We start from the raw sequence: 23136 nt of genomic DNA on the forward strand, positions 1-23136 counted from the left end.
CGGCCCGTCGCGCGGGCGGCGTCAGGCGCGGCCCGGCTTCCCGCCCGAGACCTGCTGGAGCGAGGCCCGCTGCAGCGAGACCCGCTGCAGGATGCGGCCGAGCTGCTCGGCCGAATACGGCTTGTGCAGCACTTCGAAGCCGTGGCTGCCGTCCTGCGCCAGGACGTGGCTGTAGCCGGAAGCGAGCACCACCGGCAGCTCGGGCAACCGGCGCTGGAGCTCCTTGGCGAGCGCCACGCCCCCCATCCCCGGCATCACGACGTCGGAGAAGACCAGCTCGAACCCGGCGCCGTCGCTGCCGAGCCGGTCCAGCGCCTCCTCGGCATTGGCGACCCAGGTCGGCTGGTAGCCGAGATCGTCGAGGATCTGCGTGGCGAACTGGCCGACCCCGATATTGTCCTCGACCACCAGGATGCGCTGACCCCGCCCCAGCGGGGCCGGCCCCTCGCCGTGGCCGGTCTCGTCCCGCGGCGCCTCCTCCGGCAGGACCTCGGGCAGGTACAGGGTGAAGGTGGTGCCGACGCCGGGGGTGCTGTCGACGTCGACGTCGCCGCCGGACTGCTTGGCGAAGCCGAACACCTGCGACAGGCCGAGGCCGGTGCCCTTGCCCACGGCCTTGGTCGTGAAGAACGGCTCGAAGATCCGGGAGAGCTGGTCGGCGGCGATGCCGGAGCCGGTGTCCTGCAACGCGATCGCGGCGAAGGGACCCTTGCTGCCCTGGTGCCCGCGGATCGACGGCATGGCGCTGCCGCAGGCCAGCCGCAGGGTCAGGGTCCCTTCGCCCTCCATCGCGTCGCGGGCGTTGACCGCCATGTTGATGAGCGCGGTCTCCAGCTGATTCAAATCGACCCGGACGAAGCAGGACCGGTCCGGCAGGTCCGTCACCAGGCGGATGCGCGCGCCGGTGACGGGATCGAGCATGTCGCTGATCGTGCGCAGACGCTGCCCGACGTCGACCACCTCGGCCTTCAGGGTCTGGCGCCGGGCGAAGGCGAGGAGTTGCCCGGTCAGCTTGGCGGCCCGATCGACGGTGTCGGAGACGGCATCGAGGTAGCGCCGCTTGCGCTCGTCCGGCAATTCGGGGCGGCGCAGGAAATCCACCGACGACCGGATGATCGTCAGCAGGTTGTTGAAGTCTTGGGCGACGCCGCCGGTGAGCTGGCCCACCGCCTCCATCTTCTGCGATTGGCGCAGGGCCTCCTGCGCCACCGCGAGCTCGGCCTCGCGCGCCTTCGCAAGGCTCAGGTCGCGTCCGACGGCGATGAAGTTGCCGCCGCCGGGCTCGGGCGTCACCGTCCACTCGATCGGCTTCCACCCCGCCGCGCGGGTGGCGATCCGGTTCTCGAACCGGGCCGGCAGGCCGGTCTCGCCCATGCGGGCGAGGGCGGCCAGCGTCTGGTCCATGTCGTCGGGATGCATGAAGGTCGCGTAGGGGCGCGACAGGAGCTCGGTCTCGGACCAGCCGAGCACCTGGGTCCAGGCGGGGCTGACCGCCGACATCATGCCTTCGTAGTCGGCGCGGGCGAGCATGTCGGACGACAGGTTCCAGAGACGGTCGCGCTCGCCCGAGCGGTCCGCGACCTGCTGCTCGAGCGTCGCGTTCAGGCGCCGCAGGCTGGTCTCGGCCTCATCGCGCCGCTGCTGCGCGCGGACGCCCGCCGTCGTCTCGAACGCGATGTTGAGGAAACCCGGCGTCGCCGCCCCGTCGCGCAGCGGGCTGTAGGCGAAGGTCCAGTAGGTGTCCTCCGCATAGCCCCGGCGGGTCATGGCGAGGTGCATGTCGGTCCGCTGGACATGCCCCCCCGCCAGGGCCCGCGCGACGAACGGCTCGATGTCGTTCCAGACGTCGTGCCACACCTCCTTCAGCGGTCGACCGAGTGCCGCCGGATGCCGGGACGCGAGAAAGTCCACGTAGGCCCGATTGTAGATCAGGGTCAGGTCCGGCCCCCAGGCGGCGCACATGGCGAGCGGGGAGGCCATCATCATCTCGTAGATGGCCGTGAGACCGGGGGACCAGGCCTCGCGGGGTCCGAGGGGCGTGGCCGACCAGTCGAACGAACCGATCGACCGGTCCATGACCGTGCCGGCCGGCGCATCGGCCGGGGACGGAGCGCGCGCGCCGCTCATGCGACCAGGGGTCCTTCCGTCGCCTCCATGGGGCGTCCGGCTCTCGGGGCGGTCCGATGTTGATGGGCGTCCACTTCACGCTCGTCGAGGCGGCACGGGCCCGCACGGACGACCGCGCCGCGGGTGCCGTCGCGCCCGAAGGCCAGCATCCGTTCGGCAACGGCATGCCGCTCCGGGCGGGGCATCCGTTCGGGACGGAGCGAGATCGACGCGGCCTTGCGTACGGTCATGGACGCCTGATGGCGCGTCTTTCCGGAGATGACAAGCGACCGATCGGTCGCAGCGGCGGGGTCGCGGCCGACCGGGTTTCCCGCCACGCCCCGCCTCCGGGGTCACCGCCCGAGAGCGCCGGACCGAGAGGCCGGCGAAAGCTGCGGCGCGGGCCATCCTCCTAGCCCGCCGCTCCGGCGAGGAGCCTGCGCAGCTGCCCCCGCAGCGGCGCCGCGTCGGCGAACACGAGGGTCACGGGCAGGGTCGCGACGCGGTCGGCGAAACGCGGGCTGAGGCGGACGTGGTCCTTCTCGGTGGTGATCAGCGCGGCGCCGAGGCGGGCCGCCTCGGCCGCGAGGGCGGCCTCGTCGGCGGCGGCGTAGGGATGGTGGTCCGGGAAGGTGCGGCGGCCGGCGAGGGTGGCGCCGGCCTCCTCGAGGCTCGCGAAGAGCTTCTCGGGGCGGCCGATGCCCGCGAAGGCGAGGACGCGGCGGCCCGTCAGGTCGGCGCCGGGGACCAGGCGGGCGCGGTGGACGGGCAGGCCGCGCGCCCCTGCATCCTCGGCCACGGACGCGCCGCGCGGGCCGTCGCCGATCAGCACGAGGCCGTGGATGTGGGGCCATTGCCGGGCGAGGGGCACCCGCAGGGGGCCGGCCGGGAAGGGCAGCCCGTTGCCGAGGCCGGCGCCGGCATCGACCACGGCCAGCGACAGCGTCTTGGCGAGGCTCGGGTTCTGCAGGCCGTCATCCATGACGATGACGTCGGCGCCGTCGCGATGGCAGAGCGCGGCGCCCGCCGGGCGGTCGCGGGCGAGGATCGTCGGGGCGGCCCGCGCCAGCAGCCGCGCCTCGTCGCCGGTCTCGGCGACGGACTGGCGCGCCGGGTCGACCCGCACCGGGCCGGCGAGACGCCCGCCATAGCCCCGGGTGAGGAAGGCCGGCTTCGCCCCGAGGTCCCGCAGCAGGGCTGCGAGCGCCAGGGCGGTGGGAGTCTTGCCGGCCCCGCCCAGGGTGAAGTTACCCACGCAGAGGACGGGGCAGGGGGCCGCGGCGCCGGGGCGGTCCATGCGCGCGGCGGTGTGCCGGCCGTAGAGGGCGCCGAGGGGGGCGAGCCATCGGGCGGCGGGATGGCCGGGAGGTCCGGCCCAGAAGGCGGGGGGGCGCATCAGCCAGCGCTCACGGGGCCGCCATCGCCTTGAGGGTCATCTGGGCGATGAAGGGATCGAGCACCGACAGGGTGCGGGCGACGGCGCCCTCGAAGGGTTGCAGGGCGGCCGCGCCGGCCCGGTTCATGGCCTCGATGCGGGGGCGGTCGCCCAGGAGGTCGCCCAGGGCCGCGGACAGGGCGTCGGCATCGGCCACCGCGAGGGCGCCGCCGGCCTCGTCGAGGGCGCGATAGACTTGAGTGAAGTTGTGGACGTGCGGGCCGTGCAGCACGGCGGCGCGCAGGCGCGTCGGCTCGATCGGGTTCTGGCCGCCATGGGGCACCAGGGAGCCGCCGAGATAGACGATGCGGCCGAGGCGGTAGAACAGGCCGAGCTCGCCCAGCGTGTCGGCGACGTAGAGGTCGACGCCACCATGGGGGCGCCCGCCCTGCGAGCGCCGGGCGCTGCGCAGGCCCTCGGCCCCGGCGCAGGCCGCGACGTCGCCGCCGCGATGGGGATGGCGCGGCACCACGATGGTGAGGAGCCGGGGCCAGCGCGCCCGCAGGCGGGCATGGGCCCGGGCCGCCATGGCGTCCTCCCCCGGATGGGTGCTGGCCGCGACCCAGACCGGCCGGTCGCCGACGAGGTCGCGCAGGTGGGCGAGCTGCTGGCCGTCCGCCGGCGGCACCTCGGAATCGTATTTCAGGTTCCCCGCGATGCTGACCCGGGGGGCGCCGAGGCGGCGGAAGCGATCGGCATCCGCATCGGTCTGGGCCAGGCAGATCGCGATGCGGGCGAGGAGGGCCTCGACGGTGCGGGGCGTGCGGCCCCAGCCCCGGAACGAGCGCTCCGACATCCGCCCGTTGACGACGAGCAGCGGGATGCCGCGCCGGTGCAGGCCCAGGATCGTGTTCGGCCAGATCTCGGATTCGGCGACGAGCGCGAGGTCGGGCCGCCAGTGGTCGAGGAAGCGGTCGACCCAGCGGGGCGCGTCGAGGGGCACGTACTGGTGCACGGCCCCGGCCGGGAGGCGCCGCCCGATCAGCTCGGCCGCGCTGCGGGTGCCGGTGGTCACCAGCACCGAGAAGCCGCGGGCGATCATGCCGTCGACGAGGCCCACGAGGGAGAGCGCCTCGCCGACGCTCGCCCCGTGCATCCAGACGAGACGCCCCAGGGGCCGGGCCCGGCCGGGCAGCCCGCGCCGCTCGGCCAGGCGCCCGGGATCCTCCTTGCCCCGGCGCGCGCGCCAGGCGAGCAGGCCGGCCAGCGCCGGCTCGCCGAGATAGAGCCCGGTCCGGTAGGCCCTCAGGATCGCCGTGAGGGGCGGGGCCTTCGCCATCGCCTTCACGCGGGGGTCCCGATGCCGGCCCCGACGCGGTCCGCATGGGTGACGCGGTCGTGCGGTCCGACCCGGTCGGGGCGCCCGACGAGGGTGTAGGCCCGGTCGTGCACGCGGTTCATCTCGGCCTCCAGCCGGCGGCGCAGGGCCTCGAGGGCCTCGGGCTCGACGTCGCGCGGCACCAGGATCGGCTCGCCGAACACCATCGCGCCGCGGCCGAAGGGCAGGCCGAGGCAGGCCCGGTCCCAGCTGTTGAAGCGCCAGTGCCGGCTCGTCACCACCGCCACGGGGACGATCGGCCGGCCGGAGAAGCGCGCCAGGGTGAGGATGCCGGCATCGGCCCGGCGCGAGACCTTCGGCACGTCGGCGCTGAAGGCCACCGTCTCGCCGTCCTTGAGGGCGCGCAGCATGGCGCGCAGGCCCTCGGCCCCGCCCTTCGCCCGGGCGTCCCGCAGCACGCGGCCCCGGGCGCCGGAGGCCCGGATGACCCGCACCCCCATCCGGGTGAGCGCGATGGTGTTGATGTTGCCGTCGGGCGAGCGGGAGATGATCGTGGCGATCCGGTCGTGCGGCCGGCGCATGAACGAGATCATCGTGTGCTGGCCGTGCCACATGCCGGCGATGAAGGGCCCGAGCCCGTCGAGCCAGGAATCGGGCGCGGCCGGCTCCACCGTGAAGCGGTTGGTGCGCCGGACGAGGCGCAGGTAGCCGCCGGCGACGATGCCGAGGGCCTGCTGGACCGCGGGCGCGCGGCCGATGCGTTTGACCAGGCTCATCACGTCGCTTTCGCATCGCGGCCCCGACGGGCGGGCGGCGAGGCTTTCGAGGAAGGGATGTCCACGGAGCCGTCCCGTCCGTCGCGCCGGAGGGCGCGCCGGGCGGGAAGCCGGGCTGTCTAGCTCCGATCCCGCCGCCGGCGCAACGGCGCGGAGGCCTCCGGACGGGCCGTTTCCGAGACAGAAACGGGCCTCCAGCGCTTGTTTAGAGCCGTTCCAAGCTATAAATTGGAATCAATCCAAACAGCGGCCGGGCCGCGAAAGGACGCTCACGATGATGATCTCCCCCGTCCATGACGGCCCCGGATCGGTCGCCGCGATCGAGGCCGAGGCGGCCGAGGCCCACCGCGCCTTCGTCCTGCGCTACGTGCAGCCGGGCCTCGCCGGGCTCATCGACGGCTCGGTCTCGACCCTGGCGCCGATCTTCGCGGCCGCCTTCGCGACCCACAGCAACGGCGCGACCTTCCTGGTGGGGCTCGCGGCCTCCATCGGTGCCGGGATCAGCATGGGCTTCACCGAGGCGCTCTCGGATGACGGGCAGATCACCGGGCGCGGAACGCCCTGGATGCGCGGCCTGGTCTGCGGGGTGATGACCACCGTGGGCGGCCTCGGCCACACGCTGCCCTACGCGATCCCCTCCGCCTGGCCCAACGCCTTCGGCATCGCGACGGGCCTCGCCATCCTGGTGGTGGTGGTGGAACTGCTGGCGATAGCGGCGATCCGCACCCGCTACATGGCGACGCCGTTCTGGCGCGCGGCGATGCAGGTGGTGCTCGGGGGCGCCCTGGTGCTGCTCGCCGGAATCGCCATCGGCAGCGCCTGAGGGACGGGCCGGATTCGCGGGCCGAGGGTTGACCCCCGGGGCCCGATGGGGCGATGCGGGGCGCGAAAACCCGCCCGTCGCTTGTTCACCGGGGGATGATGTTCCGCCTCGCCCACCTGACCGACCCCCATGTGGGGCCGCTGACGCGCCCGCGCCTGCGCCAGCTCCTGAGCAAGCGCGCCACCGGCTACGTGAACTGGCAGCGCGGCCGCAAGGACGCCCACGACATGGAGGTGCTGGCCGCCCTGGTGGCCGACCTCCAGGCGCAGGGGCACGACCACATCGCCTGCACCGGCGACCTCTGCAACATCGGCCTGCCGAGCGAGTGGTCGACCGCGAAGGTGTTCCTCGAAGCCCTCGGGGCGCCGGACGCCGTCAGCTTCGTGCCGGGCAACCACGACGCCTACGTGCGCGGCTCCCTGGAGGGGCTGCTCCTGGCCTGCGGCGCCTGGACCACGGGCGACGACGGCACGCACGGGCATTTCCCCTACCTGCGCCGGCGCGGGCCGGTGGCCCTGATCGGCCTGTCCTCGGCGATTCCGACCAAGCCCCTGATGGCGAGCGGACGCCTCGGCCCGCAGCAGATCGCCGCCACGGAGGCCCTGCTCCGGACGCTCGGGGCCGAGCCCGAGCCGCCCTTCCGCGTGGTGATGATCCACCATCCCTCGCATCCCGGCGGCACGACCGCCGGGCGCGAGTTGAAGGATGCGGGGGCGTTCACCGCCATGGTCGCCCATGCGGGCGCCGAACTGATCCTGCACGGCCACAACCACGTCCGCAGCGTCGCGTTCGTGGCCGGGCCGGGGGGACGGTCGATTCCGGTGGTGGGGGCCGCCTCGGCCTCGGCCCGGGGCGATGCCCGGCATCACCGGGCGAGCTACCACCTCTATACGATCACGCGGGAGGCGACGGGCTACGCCGTCGCGGGTGTCGAGCGGGGCCTGACCGAGACCGGCATGATCGCCGACCTCGGACCGCTTTCGCTGGTCCGGACCTGAGGCGACGCCGGACCGGCATCGCCTCGAGCCCTCGTCGTTCCAGGACGCCCGGTTCCGGGCGTCGTCGTTACAGGCGCCCGATGCCGGGCGTCGTCGCTCAGGCGTCTTCCAGGACCTTGGCCTGGGCGGCGATGCTGGCCTGGTAGCGTTCCGCCTGCAGGCGGGTCAGACCGCTCACCAGGACGGCGTCGCCGCGATAGACCGTGTAGGTGCCGTCATGCGTCGGCTTCACGCGAATCACGTTGGACATGGCTATCACCCTGTCAAAAAGGTTAGACGCGATATGTTTTCGGCGGAGTTAAAATCTTAACTTCCGGTTCAGACTACGCAAGTCCTCGACAGTCCAGAGAGCCCGAATTCCATCCCGCAGCGCAGCGGAGATACTGGCATTCCAGCGTCGCACCCGAAATCCGCGAGCCTTCTCAACGAATGGCCACGCTTGCGCCGCAGCATCGTTTTCACGGGAGGGCGCGCGCCGACCAGGCCCGGACGCCGCCGGAGGGCCGTCCGGGCTCCGCGCCGCGGCCCCGGAGCGATTCGCTCGGGGTCGCGCTCAGGCGTCGCCGGAGGGCCGGGCCGGGCCGTGGCCGAGATTGGCCTGCAGGAAATCGCTGATCCGGCGCAGGTAGGACTCAAGGCCCTGGACCTCGGCCTGGGCGGCGCGGGCCTGCTGGCGGGCGTCGAGGACGGCCTCGTCGGCCTCGCGCCGGGCCATCTCGGCCTCGCGCACCCGGAGCTGGGCCTCCCGCAGCCGGATCTCCAGCTCCATGGCCTGCCGGCGCCAGGTGGCGCCCTCGGCGCGGGCGCGGTCGAGCTCGCCCTGCTGCTCGACGCGCTCCCGGTGGGTGAGGCGGATCAGGTCCCGCGCCTGGGCGGAGATGGTGTCGACCCGCGTGTGCAGGGCCTGGATCGTCTCCATGCTGTGCTCGACGAGGCGCAGGGTCGTCGCCCCGAGCTCCGAGGCGGGGGAGGCCGGCGCGAGCGGGACCAGGACGAGGGCCTGCCCCGTGGGGCGCTCAAGCACCGATTCGTGCGCGGCCTCGGGCACCACCTCGTGCACCTCCTGGCGTTCGGCGCCGTGGCGCACGGGCAGCCGGGCGATCGCGAGGTCGATCACGGGCGACAGGGCGGGAGAGGCGGCAGCGGACATGGGGGCGGATCCCGGGCGGGGCACGGTCTCGAAGAGGACGCGGGGGAGCCGAACGCGGTTCCGTCCCCCCGCGCCCCGGGGCGCGTCAGGAGGCGGCCTGGACCGGAACGGACGGGGCGGCCTCGTCCTGCGACGGGCGGCGGGTGAAGCCTTCCACCACCGCGTCGTGCAGGCGGGCCAGCCATTCCTCGGCCTCCTCCGCCCGGCGCTCGGCCAGGTCGGCCCGGGTCTGGGCGGCGGCCACCTGGGCCTCCAGGGCGGTCGCCCGCTCCAGAGCGCGGGCGACCGTGCGCTCCAGCTCCTGCTCCAGCTCGGCCGCGCGCTCCTCGCTGATGCGGATCGCAGCCGTCGCCTCGTGGATCAGGTCGAGGGAGGCGGACCAGTCGCGCTTCGGGCCGGCCGGGGCCGGCAGGCCGTCGGCCGGGGCGGCCTGGGGCGCGAGCGGCTCCGGCGCGGGCGCGCCGCGATGGGGGCTCGGCAGGCTGCGCATCAGCCAGGCTCCGGCGGAAGACGTCTCTCGGTCGCGAAGCGCGGTCTCGGACATGTGGGCTTCCCTGCGCGGGGTCTAGGCCGCGCGGTCTCTCGATGGGGTGACGGATTCGGGTCGGCGCGGCTGGATCGGTCGGCTCGGGCGGGGGCCCTACTTGTCGGAGGCGGGGGCGAACGGGCGGACGTTGCTGGGCTCGGGCGGAGGCGGGGGCGGAGCCGCCTCGGCCCGGGCCGCCTCGTCTGCGGCGAAGCTGCGGGCCGAGCGGCGCAGGGCCTCGTGCTGCTTCTGCAGCGAGACCCGGCTCTCGCGGGCGATGTCGAGGGCGCCCTGCGCGAGCTTGCGCTCCGAGCGCTCGTGCTGGAGCTCCTCTATCAGGCGGTGGTTCACCGTCTCGAAATCGGCGCGCTCCACCTCCTGGCGGTGGACCAGGTGGTCGATGCGGTCGGACAGGCTGGAGACCCGGCCCAACGCCTGCTCCAGGGCGGCGTCCTTGGCCGCCATCGCCTTGGTCAGCATCTCGCAGCGATGCTCGAATTCCGAGCGGGTGCGCTGCATCTCGAGGAAGCGCTCGTTCTGCCTCGCGAGGTCGGCCTGGGCGCTCTCCAGCCGACGCTCCAGGGTGACGCGCTCGATCGAGGCCTCCTTGAGCCCGCGCTCGGCCGAGCGGCCCGCCTCGTCGCGCTCGCGCAGCTGGGTGCGCAGCTGGGACAGCATCTGCTCGGTGTTGGCGAGCCGGCTGGTCGCCGCCTCCACCCGCATGGCGAGGCTGGCGCGCTCGGTGCGGTGGTTGGCGACCTCGGCCTCGTACTGGGCCTCCGCCTTCTGGGCCGCGGCGATCTCGGCCGCCAGCTGCTGCTCGGCGTTGTGCAGGGCGACGCGGCCGGCCTCGGCCTGCCCCTCGAAGTCCTGCGCCCGGGCGGTCAGCTCCGCGAGCTGGGCGGCCTGCGCCTCGCTCAGGTTCTGGAGCCGCAGGTTGTCGCGGTCGAGGGCGTGCCGGCTCTCGCGCAGGTCCTGCAATTCGCTGTCCGAGCGGGCCAGCGCCTGGTCGAGGGCCTTGGCCTCGACCCGCAGGGCCTTGCTCTCGCCCTGCAGGGCGCGGCTCTGCTCGGTCTCCGCGAAGAGGCGCCGCTCCAGGTTCTCGGCCTGGAGGGTCTTGTCGCGCAGGGCGATCCGGATCTCCTCGGCCGCCGCGTCGCGGGCCTGGAGGCTGGTCTCCAGATGATGCAGCTGGATCTTGGCGGCGGCCACGTCGTTGGTGGCCGCGGCGAGCCGGCCGGTGGCATCGGCGAGGTCGCGCCGGAGCGTGCCGGCGCTGCTCTGCTCCATCGCCAGCAGGGTCTCGAGCTCCGCCGTCCGGACCTTGGCCCGCGGCAATTCCTCGGTGATCGCCACGATCGGCACGAGGAGGGCCGAGAAGTCCGCCTGGAGCGACTTCAGGTCGTCCAGCCGCTCCGACATCTCGGCGACGCGGAACCGCAGGCTCTCGTTGTGCTGCCCGAGGGAGTCCAGCGAAAGAGAATCCAGCGAGAGTTCTTCACCCTCCAGTGGAAGCTCGGACGTTTCGACGTCTTCGCCCATTCGGACAAACGGCACGTCGTGTATTGGAGCACGCGGCAGTGCATCGGCCTGCTGCGAGGACGTGGTCTTGCTTTCACTTGCGGTTAATTTGCGGAGCGAAAGCCAGCTCATGTCTGTGGTCCATCCTCTCCGTGGAGGACCCACGAGATATTTCCATCAAAGTTGCAATTTCCGGCCCCTGTCAATCGCGGCAGCCGCGACCTGTTAGTAAAATCTTAACGTATGGTTTTTGTGGCGCAGGACATGCCGACCGGTGCGGTTGCTCGGCTCAGCTTGGCCCCGTCGAAGATGATCCTCGGTCCGTTGGCCGAATGCTGCGCCGCGGTCGCGCGAACCTGTGGGCCCAAATCACGCAAGCGTGAACGGGGCGCTGGGGACAGGACCGGCCGGGCCTCAGCCCCGCGTCCCGTCCCGGGCGCCGGCCTCGCCGCCGATCCGGCTGAAATCGCCCCAGGCTTCCCGGGCGCCGCGCCAGTCGAGCAGGTGGGCGAGGGGGAGGCGCACCTCGACCACGAGGTCGTCGTCGAGCAGGCCGGGAATGATGTCGGTGACGGCGTCGGGAAACCGCGCGGCGACGGCCGCCTCGATCCGCCTCAGGCGCTGGAGCTGGTCCGCCGTCGGCTCGACGATGATGTGCTTGATGACCCGGATCATGCCCCGTCATCGCATGCCGGGCGTTCGGCCGTCAGCCGGACAGCTTGTCCTATGGCGGCGGGATCGGCGCGGGTGGAATAGCCGGCGGGATCGCCGCGTGTCGCAAGGGACGCCGGGCTTCCGGGAGCGCCCCACGGCTTCGTGAAGGCGGCGGGGGCGCCCGGATGGTCTACAGAGCGTGAACGCCGCCTCCCCGGCCGGCCCGCCACCCTCATCCGCCGCCGCCGCGATCCCCGCGGTCGACGCCGCCGTGCCGGGTTCGAGGGGCGGGGCGGACCGCCACCGCACGGGCTTTCCCATGGTTCACACCGGCTACGATCCCGCCCTCGTCGCCCTCTCGATCGCCATCGCGGTCTTCGCCTCCTACACGGCGCTCGATCTCGGCGGCCGCGTCCTCGGCGCGGCCCCCCGCCTGCGCTGGGTCTGGGTGGGGACCGCCGCCGTCGCGATGGGAGGCGGGATCTGGGCGATGCACTTCGTCGGCATGCTGGCCTTCGCGATGGGGGCGCCCGCCGCCTACGATCTCGGCATCACGGCCCTGTCCCTCCTGGTGGCGATCGTCACCACCGCGGCGGGCTTCGGCTGGGTGGCGATCCGGGGCACCTCGCTGCGGTCGCTCCTCGTCGCCGGGCCGCTGATGGGGCTCGGCGTCGCGGCCATGCACTATGTCGGGATGGCGGCGATGCGGATCCCGGGCGACATGGCCTACGCGCCCGCGATCGTCCTCGCCTCGATCGCCATCGCGGTCTCGGCGGCGACCGCCGCCCTCTGGCTGGCCTTCCGCCGCAACCGGCTCTGGCAGAAGCTGGTGGCCGCCTGCATCATGGGCCTGGCGGTGGCCGGCATGCACTACACCGGCATGGCGGCGGCGAGCTTCACCCTGGCGGAGGGCGGCGCCCAGGCGGCGCACGGGGCGGTTCCGGCGGCCGGCCCGCAGAACCTCGCCCTGGCGGTGGCGGGCGTGACCGTCGTGATCCTGTTCCTGGCGATGATGGCGGGCTCCCTCGACCAGGGGCGGGTGCAGCGGCGCCTGCACGTCAGCGAGGCGCGCTTCCGCGCCGCCGTCCGGGCCGTCGACGGCGTGATGTGGAACACCAACGCGGCGGGCGAACTGGTCGAGGAGCAGCCCGGCTGGGAGCAGATCACCGGGCAGAGCTTCGCGGACTATCGCGGCGGCGGCTGGACCCGCGTGCTGCACCCGGACGACGCGGAGAATGCCCGCCTGGTCTGGGAGGCGGCGGTGCGGACCGGCACGCCCTACGTGGTCGACCAGCGCGTGCGCCACCCGGACGGGGACTGGCGCCACTACGCGGTCCGCGCCGTGCCGGTGCACGACGCCGACGGCACCATCCGCGAATGGGTCGGCGTGCACGTGGACGTCACCGGGCGGCACGCCTACGAGGCCGCCCTGCGGGAGGCCCGCGACGCCGCCGAGGAAGCGAGCCGCGCCAAGAGCCGCTTCCTCGCCAACATGAGCCACGAATTGCGCACCCCGCTCTCGGCGGTGATCGGCTATGCCGAGATGCTGGAGGAGGAGGCGGAGGATCTCGGCCAGGACAGCTTCCTGTCCGACCTCGGCAAGATCCGGGCGAACGCCCAGCACCTGCTCGGGCTGATCAACGACGTCCTCGACCTCTCGAAGGTCGAGGCCGAGAAGATGGACGTCTACGCCGAGGATTTCGCCGTCGAGGCCTTCGCGCGCGACGCCGCAGCCACGGTCGAGGCGCTGGTGGCCAAGAAGGGCAACCGCCTCGTCCTCGACCTCGCGCCGGACCTCGGCGCGGCGCGCACCGATTCGGTGAAGCTGCGCCAGTGCCTGTTCAACCTCCTCGGCAACGCCGCCAAGTTCACCGAGGGCGGGACGATCACCCTGCGGGTCCGCCGCTTCGCCGCCGCGGACGGGGACCGGCTGAGCTTCGCCGTCGTCGATACCGGCATCGGCATGTCGCCCGAGCAGGTGGCGGGGCTGTTCCAGCGCTTCGCCCAGGCCGACGAGACGACGACGCGCAAGTACGGCGGCACCGGCCTCGGCCTCGCCCTGACCCGGGCCTTCGCCGGGCTGATGGGCGGGGATGTCGTGCCCGCGAGCGTCGAAGGGCAGGGCACGACCTTCACCCTGACCGTGCCGGCCGTCCTGCCCGCCGTCGAGACGCCCGAGGCCGAGGCGCCGGAGGCGCAGACCGAGCACGAGGCCGCGGGCAGCCGGGGCCTCGTGCTGGTCGTCGACGACGAGGCGAGCCAGCGGGACCTGCTGGCGCGCTTCCTGATCCGGCAGGGCTTCTCGGTGCGGACGGCGGGCGACGGCCGGACCGGCCTCGACCTCGCCCGAACCCTGGCGCCCCGGGTGATCCTGCTCGACGTGATGATGCCGGAGGTCGACGGCTGGACGGTGCTCTCGACCCTGAAGGCCGATGGGACGACCCGCGACATCCCGGTGGTGATGGTGAGCTTCGTGGCCGATGCCGCGCTGAGCGCCTCCCTCGGGGCGGCGGACGCGCTGCCGAAGCCGGTGGATTGGGGGCGCCTGAAGGCCGTGCTGACCCGCCTCGGCCCCGAGCCCGGCGGGGTGCTGGTGGTGGACGACGATGCGGGGATGCGCGAGCGCCTGCGCCACGTGCTGGAGCGCGACGGCTGGTCGGTGCGGGAGGCCGGCGACGGGGCCGAGGCCCTGGCGCGGGTCGACGAGGCCCGGCCCGCCGTCATCCTGCTCGACCTGACCATGCCGGTCATGGACGGTTTCTCGTTCCTGCTGCGGCTGCGCGCCCTGCCGGGCTGCGCCGACATCCCCGTGGTGGTGCTCAGCGCCCGGGACATCTCGCCGGCCGAGCGGAACGAGCTCGCCGGCGTCGACCGGGTGGTCCGCAAGGGCGATGCCAGCCTGCAGGAACTGGCCGCCGAGGTCGCCCGCCTCGGCCAGCCCCCGGAGGCGGCCGCGGCGGAGACGCCCTGAACCGGGCGGCACGGCGATTCACCCGGGCGGGCCGGGCCCGCGCCCGGTCAGCACCGGGTGCTGGCGCGCAGCACGAGGCGGGGCCGCACCAGGACCTCGCTGGGGCCGCCATCCTCCGCCTCGATCAGCGCGAAGGCACGGGCCGCGACCCGGTCGAGGCCGACATCCACCGTGGTCAGGCGATAGGGCGGCCAGGCCGAGGCCGCGACGTTGTCGTAGCCGGCCACCAGCACGTCCTCGGGACAGCGCAGGCCGAACTCTTCGCGAAGCGCGTCGATGGCGCCCATCGCCGTGAGGTCGTTCAGGCAGAACAGGCCGTCCGGCCCCGTGCCGGATCGATAGAGCGCCCGCACCGCCGCGGAGCCGCCGCCGTGGTGGTGGTCGCTCTGCGCCCGGGCGCAATCGGCGATGCCGAGGTCCGCCAGGCCCTGCCGGAAGCCCGCCTCGCGGCGCTCCTGGGCGAGCGTGCCCGGCCGGCCCGCGATGTAGCCGAAGCGACGCGCGCCCTGGGCGTGCAGGTGCCTGGCGATCGCGACGCCGGCCCCGTGGTCGTCGGCCGCCACCGTCCGGACCCAGCGGCTGGTCACCGAGGAGTTCATCGTCACGATGGGCACGGAAAAGCGGGTCAGGGCCTCGGCCACGTCCGCCGCGTTCACCGAGAGCGACGTGAGCACCGCGTCGACCCGGTAGCCCGCCAGGACCTCCACGGCCGAGCCGAGCGCCCACTCGTCCTCGACGACGACCAGCATGACCTGCCGCCCCGCCCGCTGCAGGCCGGCGGCGAAGCTCTCCAGGGCCATGCCGTGGAACGGGTTGGCGAGGCCGCCGACCGCCACGGCGACGAGGCCCGAGCGCCCGGTCGTCAGCGAGCGCGACAGCAGGTTCGGCCGGTAGTCCAGGGCCTCGGCGGCCGCCAGGACCTTGGCGCGGGTGGCCGCAGAAACGACGCCCCCCGGCGTGAAGGTCCGCGACACCGCCGATTGCGAGACGCCCGCCAGCCGCGCCACGGCGATGGAGGAGGGCGGGCGGGTCCTGGTCACCACAGTGAAGTCTCCCGGACGGCCCCTGCATGGGGCGCAGGGCATCCATGTGCGCCGGACTGCATCCCTATGCAACATTCGCTGCAGCGCACAGTTGACGGGGGACGCAGCCCGTTCGGCCCCGGCACCCGGCCGCGAGCCGAACGCCCGACCCGCTTCCCCGTGCCCCCGGAGATCCGCATGAGCCTCGCATCCGCCCTCGGCCTGACCTCGGGCCGCAAGGTCCGCTACGCCTTCGTGGCCCTCGGCGACATCACCCAGGAGGCGATGCTGCCGGGTGTGGCGCATACCGGCAATTCCGAGGTCGTGGCCTTCGTCACCGGCGATCCCGAGAAGGCGCGGGGCGTCGGCGCGCAGTACGGCGTCACCGACTCCTATGACTACGCCCAGTTCGGCGAGCTCCTCGCCTCGGGCAAGATCGACGCGATCTACCTCGCCACCCCGAACTGGCGCCACGCGGAGTTCGCGATCCCGGCCCTGGAGGCGGGCATCCACGTGCTGGTGGAGAAGCCGCTCGAGGTCTCGACGGCGAAGTGCCGCGAGATCCTCGCGGTCGCGAAGACCTCCTCGGCGAAGCTAATGGTGGCCTACCGCCTGCACTTCGAGCCCGCGACCCTCGCGACGATCGACCTGATCCGCTCGGGCAAGCTCGGCGACCTCCTCACCTTCACCTCGACCTTCACCCAGATGGTCTCGCCCGAGAACCACCGGGCCCGCAGCGGCGTCGAGGCCGGCCCGGTCTTCGACATGGGCCCCTATCCGGTGAACGCCGCCCGCTACGTCTTCGGAGCGGAGCCCACCGAGGTGGTCTCGGCCGTCGGCGTGCGCCATCCGGAGGCGGGCCTAGGCGATTTCGACGACACCGTCGCGGTCACCCTGCGCTTCCCCGGCGAGCGCCTGGCGCAGTTCGTGCTGTCCTATGTCGGCAATACCCTCGACACCTACGCGGTGGTGGGCACGAAGGGCAGCGTCGAGGTCAATCCCGGCTACATGTACGGCAAGTCCCTGGAGCACACGGTCACGCTCGGCGAGACCAAGACCCACGAGAGCTTCCGCAACACCGACCATTTCGGCGGCGAGCTGCGCTACTTCTCCGACTGCATCCTGAACGACCGCGACCCCGAGCCCGACGGCGAGGAGGGCTATGCCGACGTGCGGGTGCTGGAGGGCATCGTCGAGGCCCTGAAGACCGGCGGACCGGTGCGACTGGAGCCGTTCACCCGCGCGAAGCGGATCGACACCGAGGCCCAGCGCGAGACCCTGCGGGCGAAGGCGTCGCCCGAACTCGTCAACACCTCGAACCCGGGCAAGGGCAAGGACAAGGTGCCGAAGAACTGATCGCGGCCCGATCCCCGGGCACGCGCCCGGGGCCTTGGCTCCTCACAGCGGACCTCAGAGACCCATGGACACCTTCACGCGGCCCGAGCCGGGCCCGACCCAGATCCGTGCCGGCCGGCCCGGCGCCGCGCCGGCCCACGGCCTCGACCGCCGTCACGCGGGAGACCTTGGCGCGGGAGACCTTGGCGCGGGAGACCTTGGCGCGGGAGACCTTGGCGCGGGAGACCTTGGCGCGGGAGACCTTGGCGCGGGAGGCCACCGATGAGTCTGGTCGATCTCCCCGAGACCGCCCCGCTCGAGGCCGCCGCCGCGGCGGACGCCACCCCCGGCCGTCCGGCGCCCGCGTCGCACCCGACCCTGATCCTCGTCGCGCTGGCGACGGGGGGATTCGCGATCGGCACCACCGAGTTCGCCGCCATGAGCCTGCTGCCGGCCTTCGCCCCCGATCTCGGGATCGACGCCGCCACGGCGGGCCACGTCATCAGCGCCTATGCCCTCGGGGTCGTGGTGGGCGCGCCCGTCATCGCGGTGCTGGCCGCCCGGATCGCGCGGCGCACCCTCCTCGTCGGCCTGATGCTGCTGTTCGCCCTCGGCAACGGGCTCTCGGCCCTGGCGCCGAGCTACCCCTGGATGCTGGCCTTCCGCTTCCTCGCCGGCCTGCCGCACGGGGCCTATTTCGGCGTGGCGGCCCTGGTCGCGGCGTCCCTCGTGCCGCGCGAGCGGCGCTCGCAGGCGGTCTCGCGGGTGATCGCCGGCCTCACCGTGGCGACGGTGGTGGGCGTGCCGCTCGCCAACGGCATCGGCCAGCTCGTGGGCTGGCGCTGGAGCTTCGGCCTCGTGGCCCTGCTGGCGCTGGCGACCGCGATCCTGGTGCGGCTGCACGCGCCGCTGGGCGCGCCGGCGCAGGGGGCCAGCGCCCTGCGGGAACTCGGCGCCCTGCGGCGCGGCCAGGTCTGGCTGACCCTCGCCACCGGCGCCATCGGCTTCGGCGGCCTGTTCTCGGTCTATACCTACCTCGCCTCGACGATGCTGGAGGTCACCCACGCGTCGCCCGGCGCGATCCCGCCGGTGCTGGCCCTTTTCGGCCTCGGCCTCACCCTGGGCAACCTCGCCTGCGCCTGGGCGGCCGACCGGGCGCTGATGCCGGCGGCCGGCGCGACCCTGGTCTGGAGCGCGGCCGCGCTCGCCCTCTACCCCTACGCCACCGGAAGCCTCTGGACCCTCGGTCCGGTCGTCTTCCTGATCGGCTGCGGCGGCGGACTCGCCACCATCCTGCAGACCCGCCTGATGGATGTGGCGGAGGACGCGCAGACCCTGGCCGCCGCCCTCAACCACTCCGCCTTCAACGTCGCCAACGCCCTCGGCCCCTGGCTCGCCGGGCTCGCCCTCACGGCCGGGTTCGGTTTGCCCGCGACCGGCTGGGTCGGCGTCGCCCTGGCCCTCGGGGGCCTGGCGATCTGGGCCGTGTCGATGGTCGCCGACCGGCGCGGGGGCACCCGGATGGCCGTCGCCCGGCCCTGACGGCGCGGCCCCCGAGCGCGCGACCGCACGGGCTTCCGGCCCTGCCGGCGCCCGCTCGACCGGCGGACCGCGGGGCACAGGGCGGCGTCCGGCGGGATGGCCGCCGCCGGACGCGGAGCGCGGAAAGCGGGGACCCGCGTCCTTACCGGCGGGGCAGGCTGTGCAGCGCCGTCAGGAAGGCGTCCACATCCGCGCGGGTGTTGTAGAAGGCGAGCGAGGCCCGCACCGACTGGTCGACGCCGAAACGGCGCAGGGCCGGAAGGGCGCAATGGTGGCCCGAGCGCACCGCGATGCCCCGTGCGTCGAGATGGTGGGCCACCGCCTCGTTCGCGTGCCCGTCGATGACGAAGGACATCACGCTCGCCTTCTGGCGGGCGGTGCCGATCAGGCGCAGGCCCTTCACGTCGGCGAGCCCGGCCTGCGCGTAGTCCAGCAGGTCGTGCTCGTAGGCGGCGATGCCGGGCAGGCCGACCCCTTCCAAGTAATCGAGGGCGGCGCCGAGGCCGACCGCGCCGGCAATGTCGGGCGTGCCGGCCTCGAACTTCTCCGGCGCGCCCTTGTAGACGGTCTTCGCGAAGGTGACGTCCTCGATCATGTGGCCGCCGCCCTGCCAGGGCGGCATCGCCTCCAGGAGGTGCTTCTTGCCGTAGAGGGCGCCGATGCCCGTCGGTCCGAAGACCTTGTGGCCGGAGAAGACGAGGAAGTCGGCATCGAGCGCCTGCACGTCGAGGGGGATGTGCGGCGAGGACTGCGCCGCATCCACCAGCACCGGCACGCCGTAGGCGTGGGACAGCGCGATGATTTCCCGGACCGGGTTGATGGTGCCGAGCGCATTGGCGACGTGGGTCACCGAGACGATCCTGGTACGGCCCGAGAGCAGGGCGGCGAACTGCTCGAAGATGATCTCGCCGCGGTCGTCCACCGGGATCACCCGCAGGGTCGCGCCCGTGGCCTGGGTCAGGATCTGCCAGGGCACGATGTTGGCGTGGTGCTCGATCTGGCTGACGATGATCTCGTCGCCCGGACCGATATTCGCGCGGCCATACGCGTTGGCCACGAGGTTGATCGCCTCCGTGGTGCCGCGCAGGAAGACGATATCGTCCTTGGAGGGCGCGTTCAGGAAGCGCCGGACCTTCTCGCGCCCGCCCTCGAACAGGTCGGTGGAGCGCGCCGCCAGGGTGTGGGCGGCCCGGTGGATGTTCGAGTTGTGGCGCGCGTAGAACTCCGACGTGGCGTCGATGACGGATTGCGGCTTGTGGGTGGTGGCTGCGTTGTCGAGCCAGACCAGGGGATGCCCGTTGACGCTCTGGTGGAGGGCCGGGAAGTCCTCGCGGACGCGCTCGACATCGAAGGGCGCCGCCACCGGGCTCGACCCGTGGGAGGTCACGCGCGGGGCCGGCCCGCCGTGCCGCGAGGGCTCGGCGCGCGGGGAGGCGTGCGGCTTCGAGGCGCGCCGGGACTGCGTCGGGGAAGAATCGGACAGGAAATAATAGTCGCCCGACGCGGACGCCGCGTCACCGCCCGGCTGCGCCGGGTGGACGGGCTCGCCCGAGAGGCGCCCCGTGCGCTGGAAGTTTTCCTGGGCGAGGTCTTTCCGGGCGAGGTCTTTCTCGGCGATGCCGCCGCCACGCTTCGCTGGATCGGCCGGCACGAGGCTCGGTGCGATCGCGTGCGCGAAGGCGTTCGCGCGCGGATGGTCCTGGGCGATCGTCCGGTGCAGGTCGGGGCCGCCGGGCAGGAAGGCGGCCACTTCCGGCACGGTGGGCACGAAGAATTCCGGCAGGCCGTGCCGCGCCGATAACGGGTCGGCGAGGGGATGGACCGAGGGGATCGTTGCCGTGTCGACGAAGCCGGCGCCCCCCGGCACGGGCGTGGCGCCGAACGGGTTGGCGGCCGACGGCCCGGTCAGGCCCGGCAGCCCGACGCTCGGGCCACCGACGTTGCGCGCCCCGAGGACCGCGGCGTCGGGCTGGAGGCCCGACGACAGGGCGCCCGAGGGCACCGAAGGCACGCCGATGGCAACACCCGGAAGCGATGGCTGCCCGGGGGCCTGGGGAAGGCTCTCCAGACCCTGGGGACCCTGCGGCGTGGCCGGCAGCGCGGGGGCCAGCGGCGCGGACGCCGCCTGGCCCTGGCCGTAGATCTCGCGGGCGATGCGTCCGACGAGGTCGGCATGCGCCGTATCGCCGGCCGCGCCCGTGGGGAGGCCGAAGCCGGACGAGCCCAAGACGCCGGCCTCAGGCGTAGTCATGGTAGTTACCCAGCAGGACGTTATCGAGGCGTGCGATGGCGTCCTCCACCAGCACGGCGGCGGAGAAGTAGCGGGTCACCAGGTGCGAGGCGATGGAATGGTCGTTGGTGCCCATGTAGCGCACCGACAGGCCGGGCTCGATCTCGCCAGTGACGCCGGATTTCTGCAGGCCGACCACGCCCTGCTCGCCCTCGCCGACGCGCAGCAGCAGGATCGAGGTGGTCTGGGCTCCGGTGACCGGATCGGTGTCGATCGGCAGCTTGTCGCTCGGCACGAGCGGCACGCCGCGCCAGGTGATGAACGGCGCGCCGAACAGGTGGATCACCACCGGGGGCACGCCGCGGCGGGTGGCTTCCCGGCCGAAGGCCGCGATGGCGCGGGGATGCGCCACGAAGAACGCGGGCTTCTTCCAGACCAGCGTCAGCAGCTCGTCGAGGTCGTCCGGCGTCGGCGGGCCGCCGCGGGTGGGGATGCGCTGGCGTCCGCCGACCTCGTTCAGCAGGCCGAACTCGGAATTGTTGAGCAGCTCCCACTCCTCCCGCTCCTTCACGGCATCGACCGTGAGGCGGATCTGCTCGCGCAGCTGGTCGATCTCGTTGGAGTAGAGGTCGGTGACGCGGGTATGGGTGTTGAGGATCGTCTGGATCGTGGAGAGGTGGTACTCGCGCGGATCGATCTCGTAATCCACGAAGGTGGTCGGCAGGCGCGGCGCGCCGGTCTGCACCGCGAGCAGCTCGATGCCCTGCTCGCCGTGGCTGTTGGTGTGACCCTTCAGGCGATCACGCTCCTCGACATACTGCGCGATGCGATTCCTGACGGCGGCGTCGTCCAGGGCCGCCCGGTCGAGGGTCAGCAGCGTGACGGCCGAGAGCGCCTTGACGGCGGGCGCGGGCTGGCCGTCGCCCGTGAGGGTGTCGTCGCCGAAGAAGTCGCCGCGCGTGGCGAGGCCCGAGCGCAGGCGGTTCTGGTAGGGGCCCGACAGGGACAGCTCGACGGTGCCGTCGGCGACGATGGTCAGGCTGCGGTCGCCCGCGCCGCCTTCCGAGATCGTCTCGCCGGCTTTGTGCTTGCTCTCGGTGAACCGGTCGGCGAGGGCCGCGAGTTCGGCATCGCCCAGCCGGCTGAACGGCGGCACGGCGCGTAAGGAAGCGGGGCTGATCGTGCGTGCCTTGTCGGCGCTGGCGAACGCGATGCGGCCGGGCTTGGCCAGCACGACGGCGCGCCGGTTCACGCGGTAGACGCCGCCATCCACGTTGACGAAGGGCAGGAGCCGCAGGAGCCAGCGCGGGGTGTTGGCGAGGTTCTGGACCGAGGTAACGGTCGCCGTCGATAGATTGCGTGCTGCGGATGCGCCCACGCTCTGCCCCTGTCCGCTCATGGTTGGTCGTCTCCGTCTGGTTTGTCGGGTGATGCCGTGCGCATCCGGACATGGATCGGCGTGCGCACAGTCGAGCGACTGTGCGTTCGAGGACAGCACTGCGGCGACCACGGCAAATTCTTGTCGTTCCCGCCGTGATTATTTGCATAGGGCCGGAAGTGACGCGGTTCTAACCGTGGCGGAGACACAGCGTCAATGAAATAATTTTCTATGTTTCATCTCATTCCAGTATGAGTCGCTCTTAATTGGAACGCACACAAGATTGAATGTCTTTAGACTGAATAAACAGAGAAGCCTGTTCTTCAGGATGTGGAATCCGAGGAAGCGATCGGAACACTCCGGTCCGAGGCCCGGCCCGCCCCGGAGGGGAGATCGGCGCGCACGGCGGGGCCGGGTATCGGCCGGAATTCGGACAGACGGGTCCGTCGCGGCCCCGGGGACCGTCCGGCCCAGACACCCGTCAGATCCCGTCGCCGAAGAACTGGTCCATGCTCTGGGCCGGGTCTTCGGCCGCGCTGATTCGCGATACGACGCGGGCCGGCACGCCCGCCACGGTGGTGTGGGCCGGCACGTTGTGCAGGACGACGGCCGCGGCGGCCACCTTCGCGCCCTCGCCGACCCGGATGTTGCCGAGCACCTTGGCACCGACGCTGAGGAGGACACCGCGCTCGATCTTCGGGTGGCGGTCGCCGCTCTCCTTGCCGTTGCCCCCCAGGGTCACGGATTGCAGGATCGAGACGTCGTCGGCGATCACCGTGGTCTCACCGATCACGACGCCGGTGGCATGGTCGATGAAGACGCCGGAGCCGATCTGCGCCGCCGGATGGATGTCGGCGCCGAACACCTCGGAAATCCGGCTCTGGATATGCAGCGCCAGGGTGACGCGGCCCTGGTGCCAGAGCCAATGCGCCACCCGGTAGCTCTCCAGCGCCGCGAGCCCCTTGTAGAACAGGAAGGGGTCGAGGTAGCGCCGGCAGGTCGGGTCGCGCTCGCGGATGGCCACGAGGTCGCGTACGGCGTGCTCGCCCGCATGCGGGTCGGCCTCGAAGGCCGAGAGGCAGAGGTCGCGGGTTGAGAGCCGCGCCAGGTCGCCGTCGCCGAGGCGATGGGCGAGGCGGTAGGCGAAGGCATGGACCAGGCTCGGCTGGTCGAGCACCGTCGCCTGGATGATGCCGGCATAGAGCGGCTCCTCGATGAGGGCCGCCTCCGCCTCGGCACGCATCGCCCGCCAGACGTCGGCGCCGGCCGTGGTCTGGCTCACGCTGCGCAGGGGTGGGCGCAGGAGGCTGCTGGGTACGCGCGAGGCGTGGCTGCCGGCTGTCATGGGGATGGGGTCATGTGCATCGGGCGGTCCGAGCGGCGCACGGCG

The 23136-nt window shown here is 72.8% G+C and carries 18 protein-coding genes and 1 pseudogene; 5 read left to right on the forward strand and 14 right to left on the reverse strand.

All coding sequences use genetic code 11. The features are described 5' to 3' along the window. Nucleotides 1-21 precede the first annotated feature (21 nt). The 5 genes from ACXJY8_RS03365 to ACXJY8_RS03385 all read right to left on the reverse strand — a co-directional run bounded on the left by ACXJY8_RS03365 (nucleotide 22) and on the right by ACXJY8_RS03385 (nucleotide 5596). Nucleotides 22-2127, reverse strand: coding sequence for a hybrid sensor histidine kinase/response regulator (locus ACXJY8_RS03365; protein WP_463776086.1), 2106 nt, complete (start codon nucleotides 2125-2127; stop codon nucleotides 22-24). Then, nucleotides 2124-2444 carry a hypothetical protein gene (locus ACXJY8_RS03370; RefSeq protein ID WP_463776087.1) on the reverse strand — a complete coding sequence of 107 codons (321 nt, stop codon included), beginning with the start codon at nucleotides 2442-2444 and terminating at the stop codon, nucleotides 2124-2126. Before ACXJY8_RS03370 ends, ACXJY8_RS03365 begins: the two co-directional genes overlap by 4 nt. A gap of 74 nt (nucleotides 2445-2518) precedes the next feature. Further along, complete coding sequence (lpxK, locus tag ACXJY8_RS03375; RefSeq protein ID WP_463776088.1) at nucleotides 2519-3502, reverse strand: tetraacyldisaccharide 4'-kinase; 984 nt, start codon at nucleotides 3500-3502, stop codon at nucleotides 2519-2521. Nucleotides 3503-3512: 10 nt separating this feature from the next. Then, nucleotides 3513-4820: a 3-deoxy-D-manno-octulosonic acid transferase gene (locus ACXJY8_RS03380; RefSeq protein WP_463780331.1), complete on the reverse strand. Its 1308-nt coding sequence runs from the start codon at nucleotides 4818-4820 to the stop codon at nucleotides 3513-3515. Nucleotides 4821-4825: 5 nt separating this feature from the next. After that, nucleotides 4826-5596, reverse strand: coding sequence for a lysophospholipid acyltransferase family protein (locus ACXJY8_RS03385; RefSeq protein WP_463776089.1), 771 nt, complete (start codon nucleotides 5594-5596; stop codon nucleotides 4826-4828). Between the two features lie 340 nt (nucleotides 5597-5936). Between ACXJY8_RS03385 and ACXJY8_RS03390 the strand changes: the two are divergent. Both ACXJY8_RS03390 and ACXJY8_RS03395 read left to right on the forward strand, forming a co-directional pair. Continuing rightward, a pseudogene (locus ACXJY8_RS03390) lies at nucleotides 5937-6419 on the forward strand (VIT1/CCC1 transporter family protein); the annotation flags it as partial. 98 nt (nucleotides 6420-6517) lie between these two features. After that, nucleotides 6518-7417 carry a metallophosphoesterase family protein gene (locus ACXJY8_RS03395; protein ID WP_463780335.1) on the forward strand — a complete coding sequence of 300 codons (900 nt, stop codon included), beginning with the start codon at nucleotides 6518-6520 and terminating at the stop codon, nucleotides 7415-7417. 97 nt (nucleotides 7418-7514) lie between these two features. Here ACXJY8_RS03395 and ACXJY8_RS03400 read toward each other — a convergent pair whose 3' ends face one another. The 5 genes from ACXJY8_RS03400 to ACXJY8_RS03420 all read right to left on the reverse strand — a co-directional run bounded on the left by ACXJY8_RS03400 (nucleotide 7515) and on the right by ACXJY8_RS03420 (nucleotide 11289). Next, a complete protein-coding gene (locus tag ACXJY8_RS03400) occupies nucleotides 7515-7667 on the reverse strand; it encodes a hypothetical protein (protein ID WP_463776090.1) in 153 nt (50 codons plus the stop codon). 303 nt (nucleotides 7668-7970) lie between these two features. Next, a complete protein-coding gene (locus ACXJY8_RS03405) occupies nucleotides 7971-8567 on the reverse strand; it encodes a hypothetical protein (RefSeq protein ID WP_463776091.1) in 597 nt (198 codons plus the stop codon). Nucleotides 8568-8652: 85 nt separating this feature from the next. Continuing rightward, nucleotides 8653-9111, reverse strand: coding sequence for a hypothetical protein (locus ACXJY8_RS03410; protein ID WP_463776092.1), 459 nt, complete (start codon nucleotides 9109-9111; stop codon nucleotides 8653-8655). Nucleotides 9112-9207: 96 nt separating this feature from the next. Further along, nucleotides 9208-10635 carry a chromosome partitioning protein ParA gene (locus ACXJY8_RS03415; protein ID WP_463776093.1) on the reverse strand — a complete coding sequence of 476 codons (1428 nt, stop codon included), beginning with the start codon at nucleotides 10633-10635 and terminating at the stop codon, nucleotides 9208-9210. Nucleotides 10636-11028: 393 nt separating this feature from the next. Beyond that, a complete protein-coding gene (locus ACXJY8_RS03420) occupies nucleotides 11029-11289 on the reverse strand; it encodes a hypothetical protein (protein WP_463776094.1) in 261 nt (86 codons plus the stop codon). 178 nt (nucleotides 11290-11467) lie between these two features. Here ACXJY8_RS03420 and ACXJY8_RS03425 point away from each other — a divergent pair, with 178 nt between their 5' ends. After that, nucleotides 11468-14239, forward strand: a complete 2772-nt coding sequence (locus tag ACXJY8_RS03425) for an MHYT domain-containing protein (protein ID WP_463776095.1) — start codon at nucleotides 11468-11470, stop codon at nucleotides 14237-14239. Between the two features lie 47 nt (nucleotides 14240-14286). Here ACXJY8_RS03425 and ACXJY8_RS03430 read toward each other — a convergent pair whose 3' ends face one another. Next, nucleotides 14287-15279 (reverse strand): LacI family DNA-binding transcriptional regulator, encoded by a 993-nt coding sequence (locus tag ACXJY8_RS03430; RefSeq protein ID WP_463776096.1) that lies wholly within the window; start codon nucleotides 15277-15279, stop codon nucleotides 14287-14289. A gap of 180 nt (nucleotides 15280-15459) precedes the next feature. Between ACXJY8_RS03430 and ACXJY8_RS03435 the strand changes: the two genes are divergently transcribed. Together ACXJY8_RS03435 and ACXJY8_RS03440 are read left to right on the forward strand one after the other, a co-directional pair. Further along, a complete protein-coding gene (locus tag ACXJY8_RS03435; protein WP_463776097.1) occupies nucleotides 15460-16617 on the forward strand; it encodes a Gfo/Idh/MocA family protein in 1158 nt (385 codons plus the stop codon). A gap of 261 nt (nucleotides 16618-16878) precedes the next feature. Next, on the forward strand, nucleotides 16879-18138 hold the full coding sequence (locus tag ACXJY8_RS03440) for an MFS transporter (protein ID WP_463776098.1): 1260 nt from the start codon (nucleotides 16879-16881) through the stop codon (nucleotides 18136-18138). Nucleotides 18139-18280: 142 nt separating this feature from the next. Here the strand turns inward: ACXJY8_RS03440 and ACXJY8_RS03445 are convergent, their stop codons facing one another. The 3 genes from ACXJY8_RS03445 to cysE form a co-directional block, all read right to left on the reverse strand. After that, the gene (locus ACXJY8_RS03445; RefSeq protein ID WP_463776099.1) at nucleotides 18281-20389 is read right to left on the reverse strand and encodes a family 2A encapsulin nanocompartment cargo protein cysteine desulfurase; all 2109 of its coding nucleotides are present in this window, start codon (nucleotides 20387-20389) and stop codon (nucleotides 18281-18283) included. Further along, nucleotides 20376-21767, reverse strand: coding sequence for a family 2B encapsulin nanocompartment shell protein (locus tag ACXJY8_RS03450; RefSeq protein WP_463776100.1), 1392 nt, complete (start codon nucleotides 21765-21767; stop codon nucleotides 20376-20378). Before ACXJY8_RS03450 ends, ACXJY8_RS03445 begins: the two co-directional genes overlap by 14 nt. 460 nt (nucleotides 21768-22227) lie before the next feature. Continuing rightward, nucleotides 22228-23091 carry a serine O-acetyltransferase gene (cysE, locus tag ACXJY8_RS03455; protein WP_463776101.1) on the reverse strand — a complete coding sequence of 288 codons (864 nt, stop codon included), beginning with the start codon at nucleotides 23089-23091 and terminating at the stop codon, nucleotides 22228-22230. Nucleotides 23092-23136 lie beyond the last annotated feature (45 nt).

The organism is Methylobacterium sp. TK31, from assembly GCF_055361545.1.

What these genes read in the sequence shown, in the direction of transcription:
- ACXJY8_RS03365 (WP_463776086.1), bottom strand. Translation starts at nt 2,127, where the DNA reads ATGAGCGGCGCGCGCGCTCCGTCCCCGGCCGATGCGCCGGCCGGCACG.
- lpxK (WP_463776088.1), bottom strand. Translation starts at nt 3,502, where the DNA reads ATGCGCCCCCCCGCCTTCTGGGCCGGACCTCCCGGCCATCCCGCCGCC.
- ACXJY8_RS03380 (WP_463780331.1), bottom strand. Translation starts at nt 4,820, where the DNA reads ATGGCGAAGGCCCCGCCCCTCACGGCGATCCTGAGGGCCTACCGGACC.
- ACXJY8_RS03385 (WP_463776089.1), bottom strand. Translation starts at nt 5,596, where the DNA reads ATGAGCCTGGTCAAACGCATCGGCCGCGCGCCCGCGGTCCAGCAGGCC.
- ACXJY8_RS03395 (WP_463780335.1), top strand. Translation starts at nt 6,518, where the DNA reads ATGTTCCGCCTCGCCCACCTGACCGACCCCCATGTGGGGCCGCTGACG.
- ACXJY8_RS03400 (WP_463776090.1), bottom strand. Translation starts at nt 7,667, where the DNA reads ATGTCCAACGTGATTCGCGTGAAGCCGACGCATGACGGCACCTACACG.
- ACXJY8_RS03405 (WP_463776091.1), bottom strand. Translation starts at nt 8,567, where the DNA reads ATGTCCGCTGCCGCCTCTCCCGCCCTGTCGCCCGTGATCGACCTCGCG.
- ACXJY8_RS03410 (WP_463776092.1), bottom strand. Translation starts at nt 9,111, where the DNA reads ATGTCCGAGACCGCGCTTCGCGACCGAGAGACGTCTTCCGCCGGAGCC.
- ACXJY8_RS03415 (WP_463776093.1), bottom strand. Translation starts at nt 10,635, where the DNA reads ATGGGCGAAGACGTCGAAACGTCCGAGCTTCCACTGGAGGGTGAAGAA.
- ACXJY8_RS03420 (WP_463776094.1), bottom strand. Translation starts at nt 11,289, where the DNA reads ATGATCCGGGTCATCAAGCACATCATCGTCGAGCCGACGGCGGACCAG.
- ACXJY8_RS03435 (WP_463776097.1), top strand. Translation starts at nt 15,460, where the DNA reads ATGAGCCTCGCATCCGCCCTCGGCCTGACCTCGGGCCGCAAGGTCCGC.
- ACXJY8_RS03440 (WP_463776098.1), top strand. Translation starts at nt 16,879, where the DNA reads ATGAGTCTGGTCGATCTCCCCGAGACCGCCCCGCTCGAGGCCGCCGCC.
- ACXJY8_RS03445 (WP_463776099.1), bottom strand. Translation starts at nt 20,389, where the DNA reads ATGACTACGCCTGAGGCCGGCGTCTTGGGCTCGTCCGGCTTCGGCCTC.
- ACXJY8_RS03450 (WP_463776100.1), bottom strand. Translation starts at nt 21,767, where the DNA reads ATGAGCGGACAGGGGCAGAGCGTGGGCGCATCCGCAGCACGCAATCTA.
- cysE (WP_463776101.1), bottom strand. Translation starts at nt 23,091, where the DNA reads ATGACAGCCGGCAGCCACGCCTCGCGCGTACCCAGCAGCCTCCTGCGC.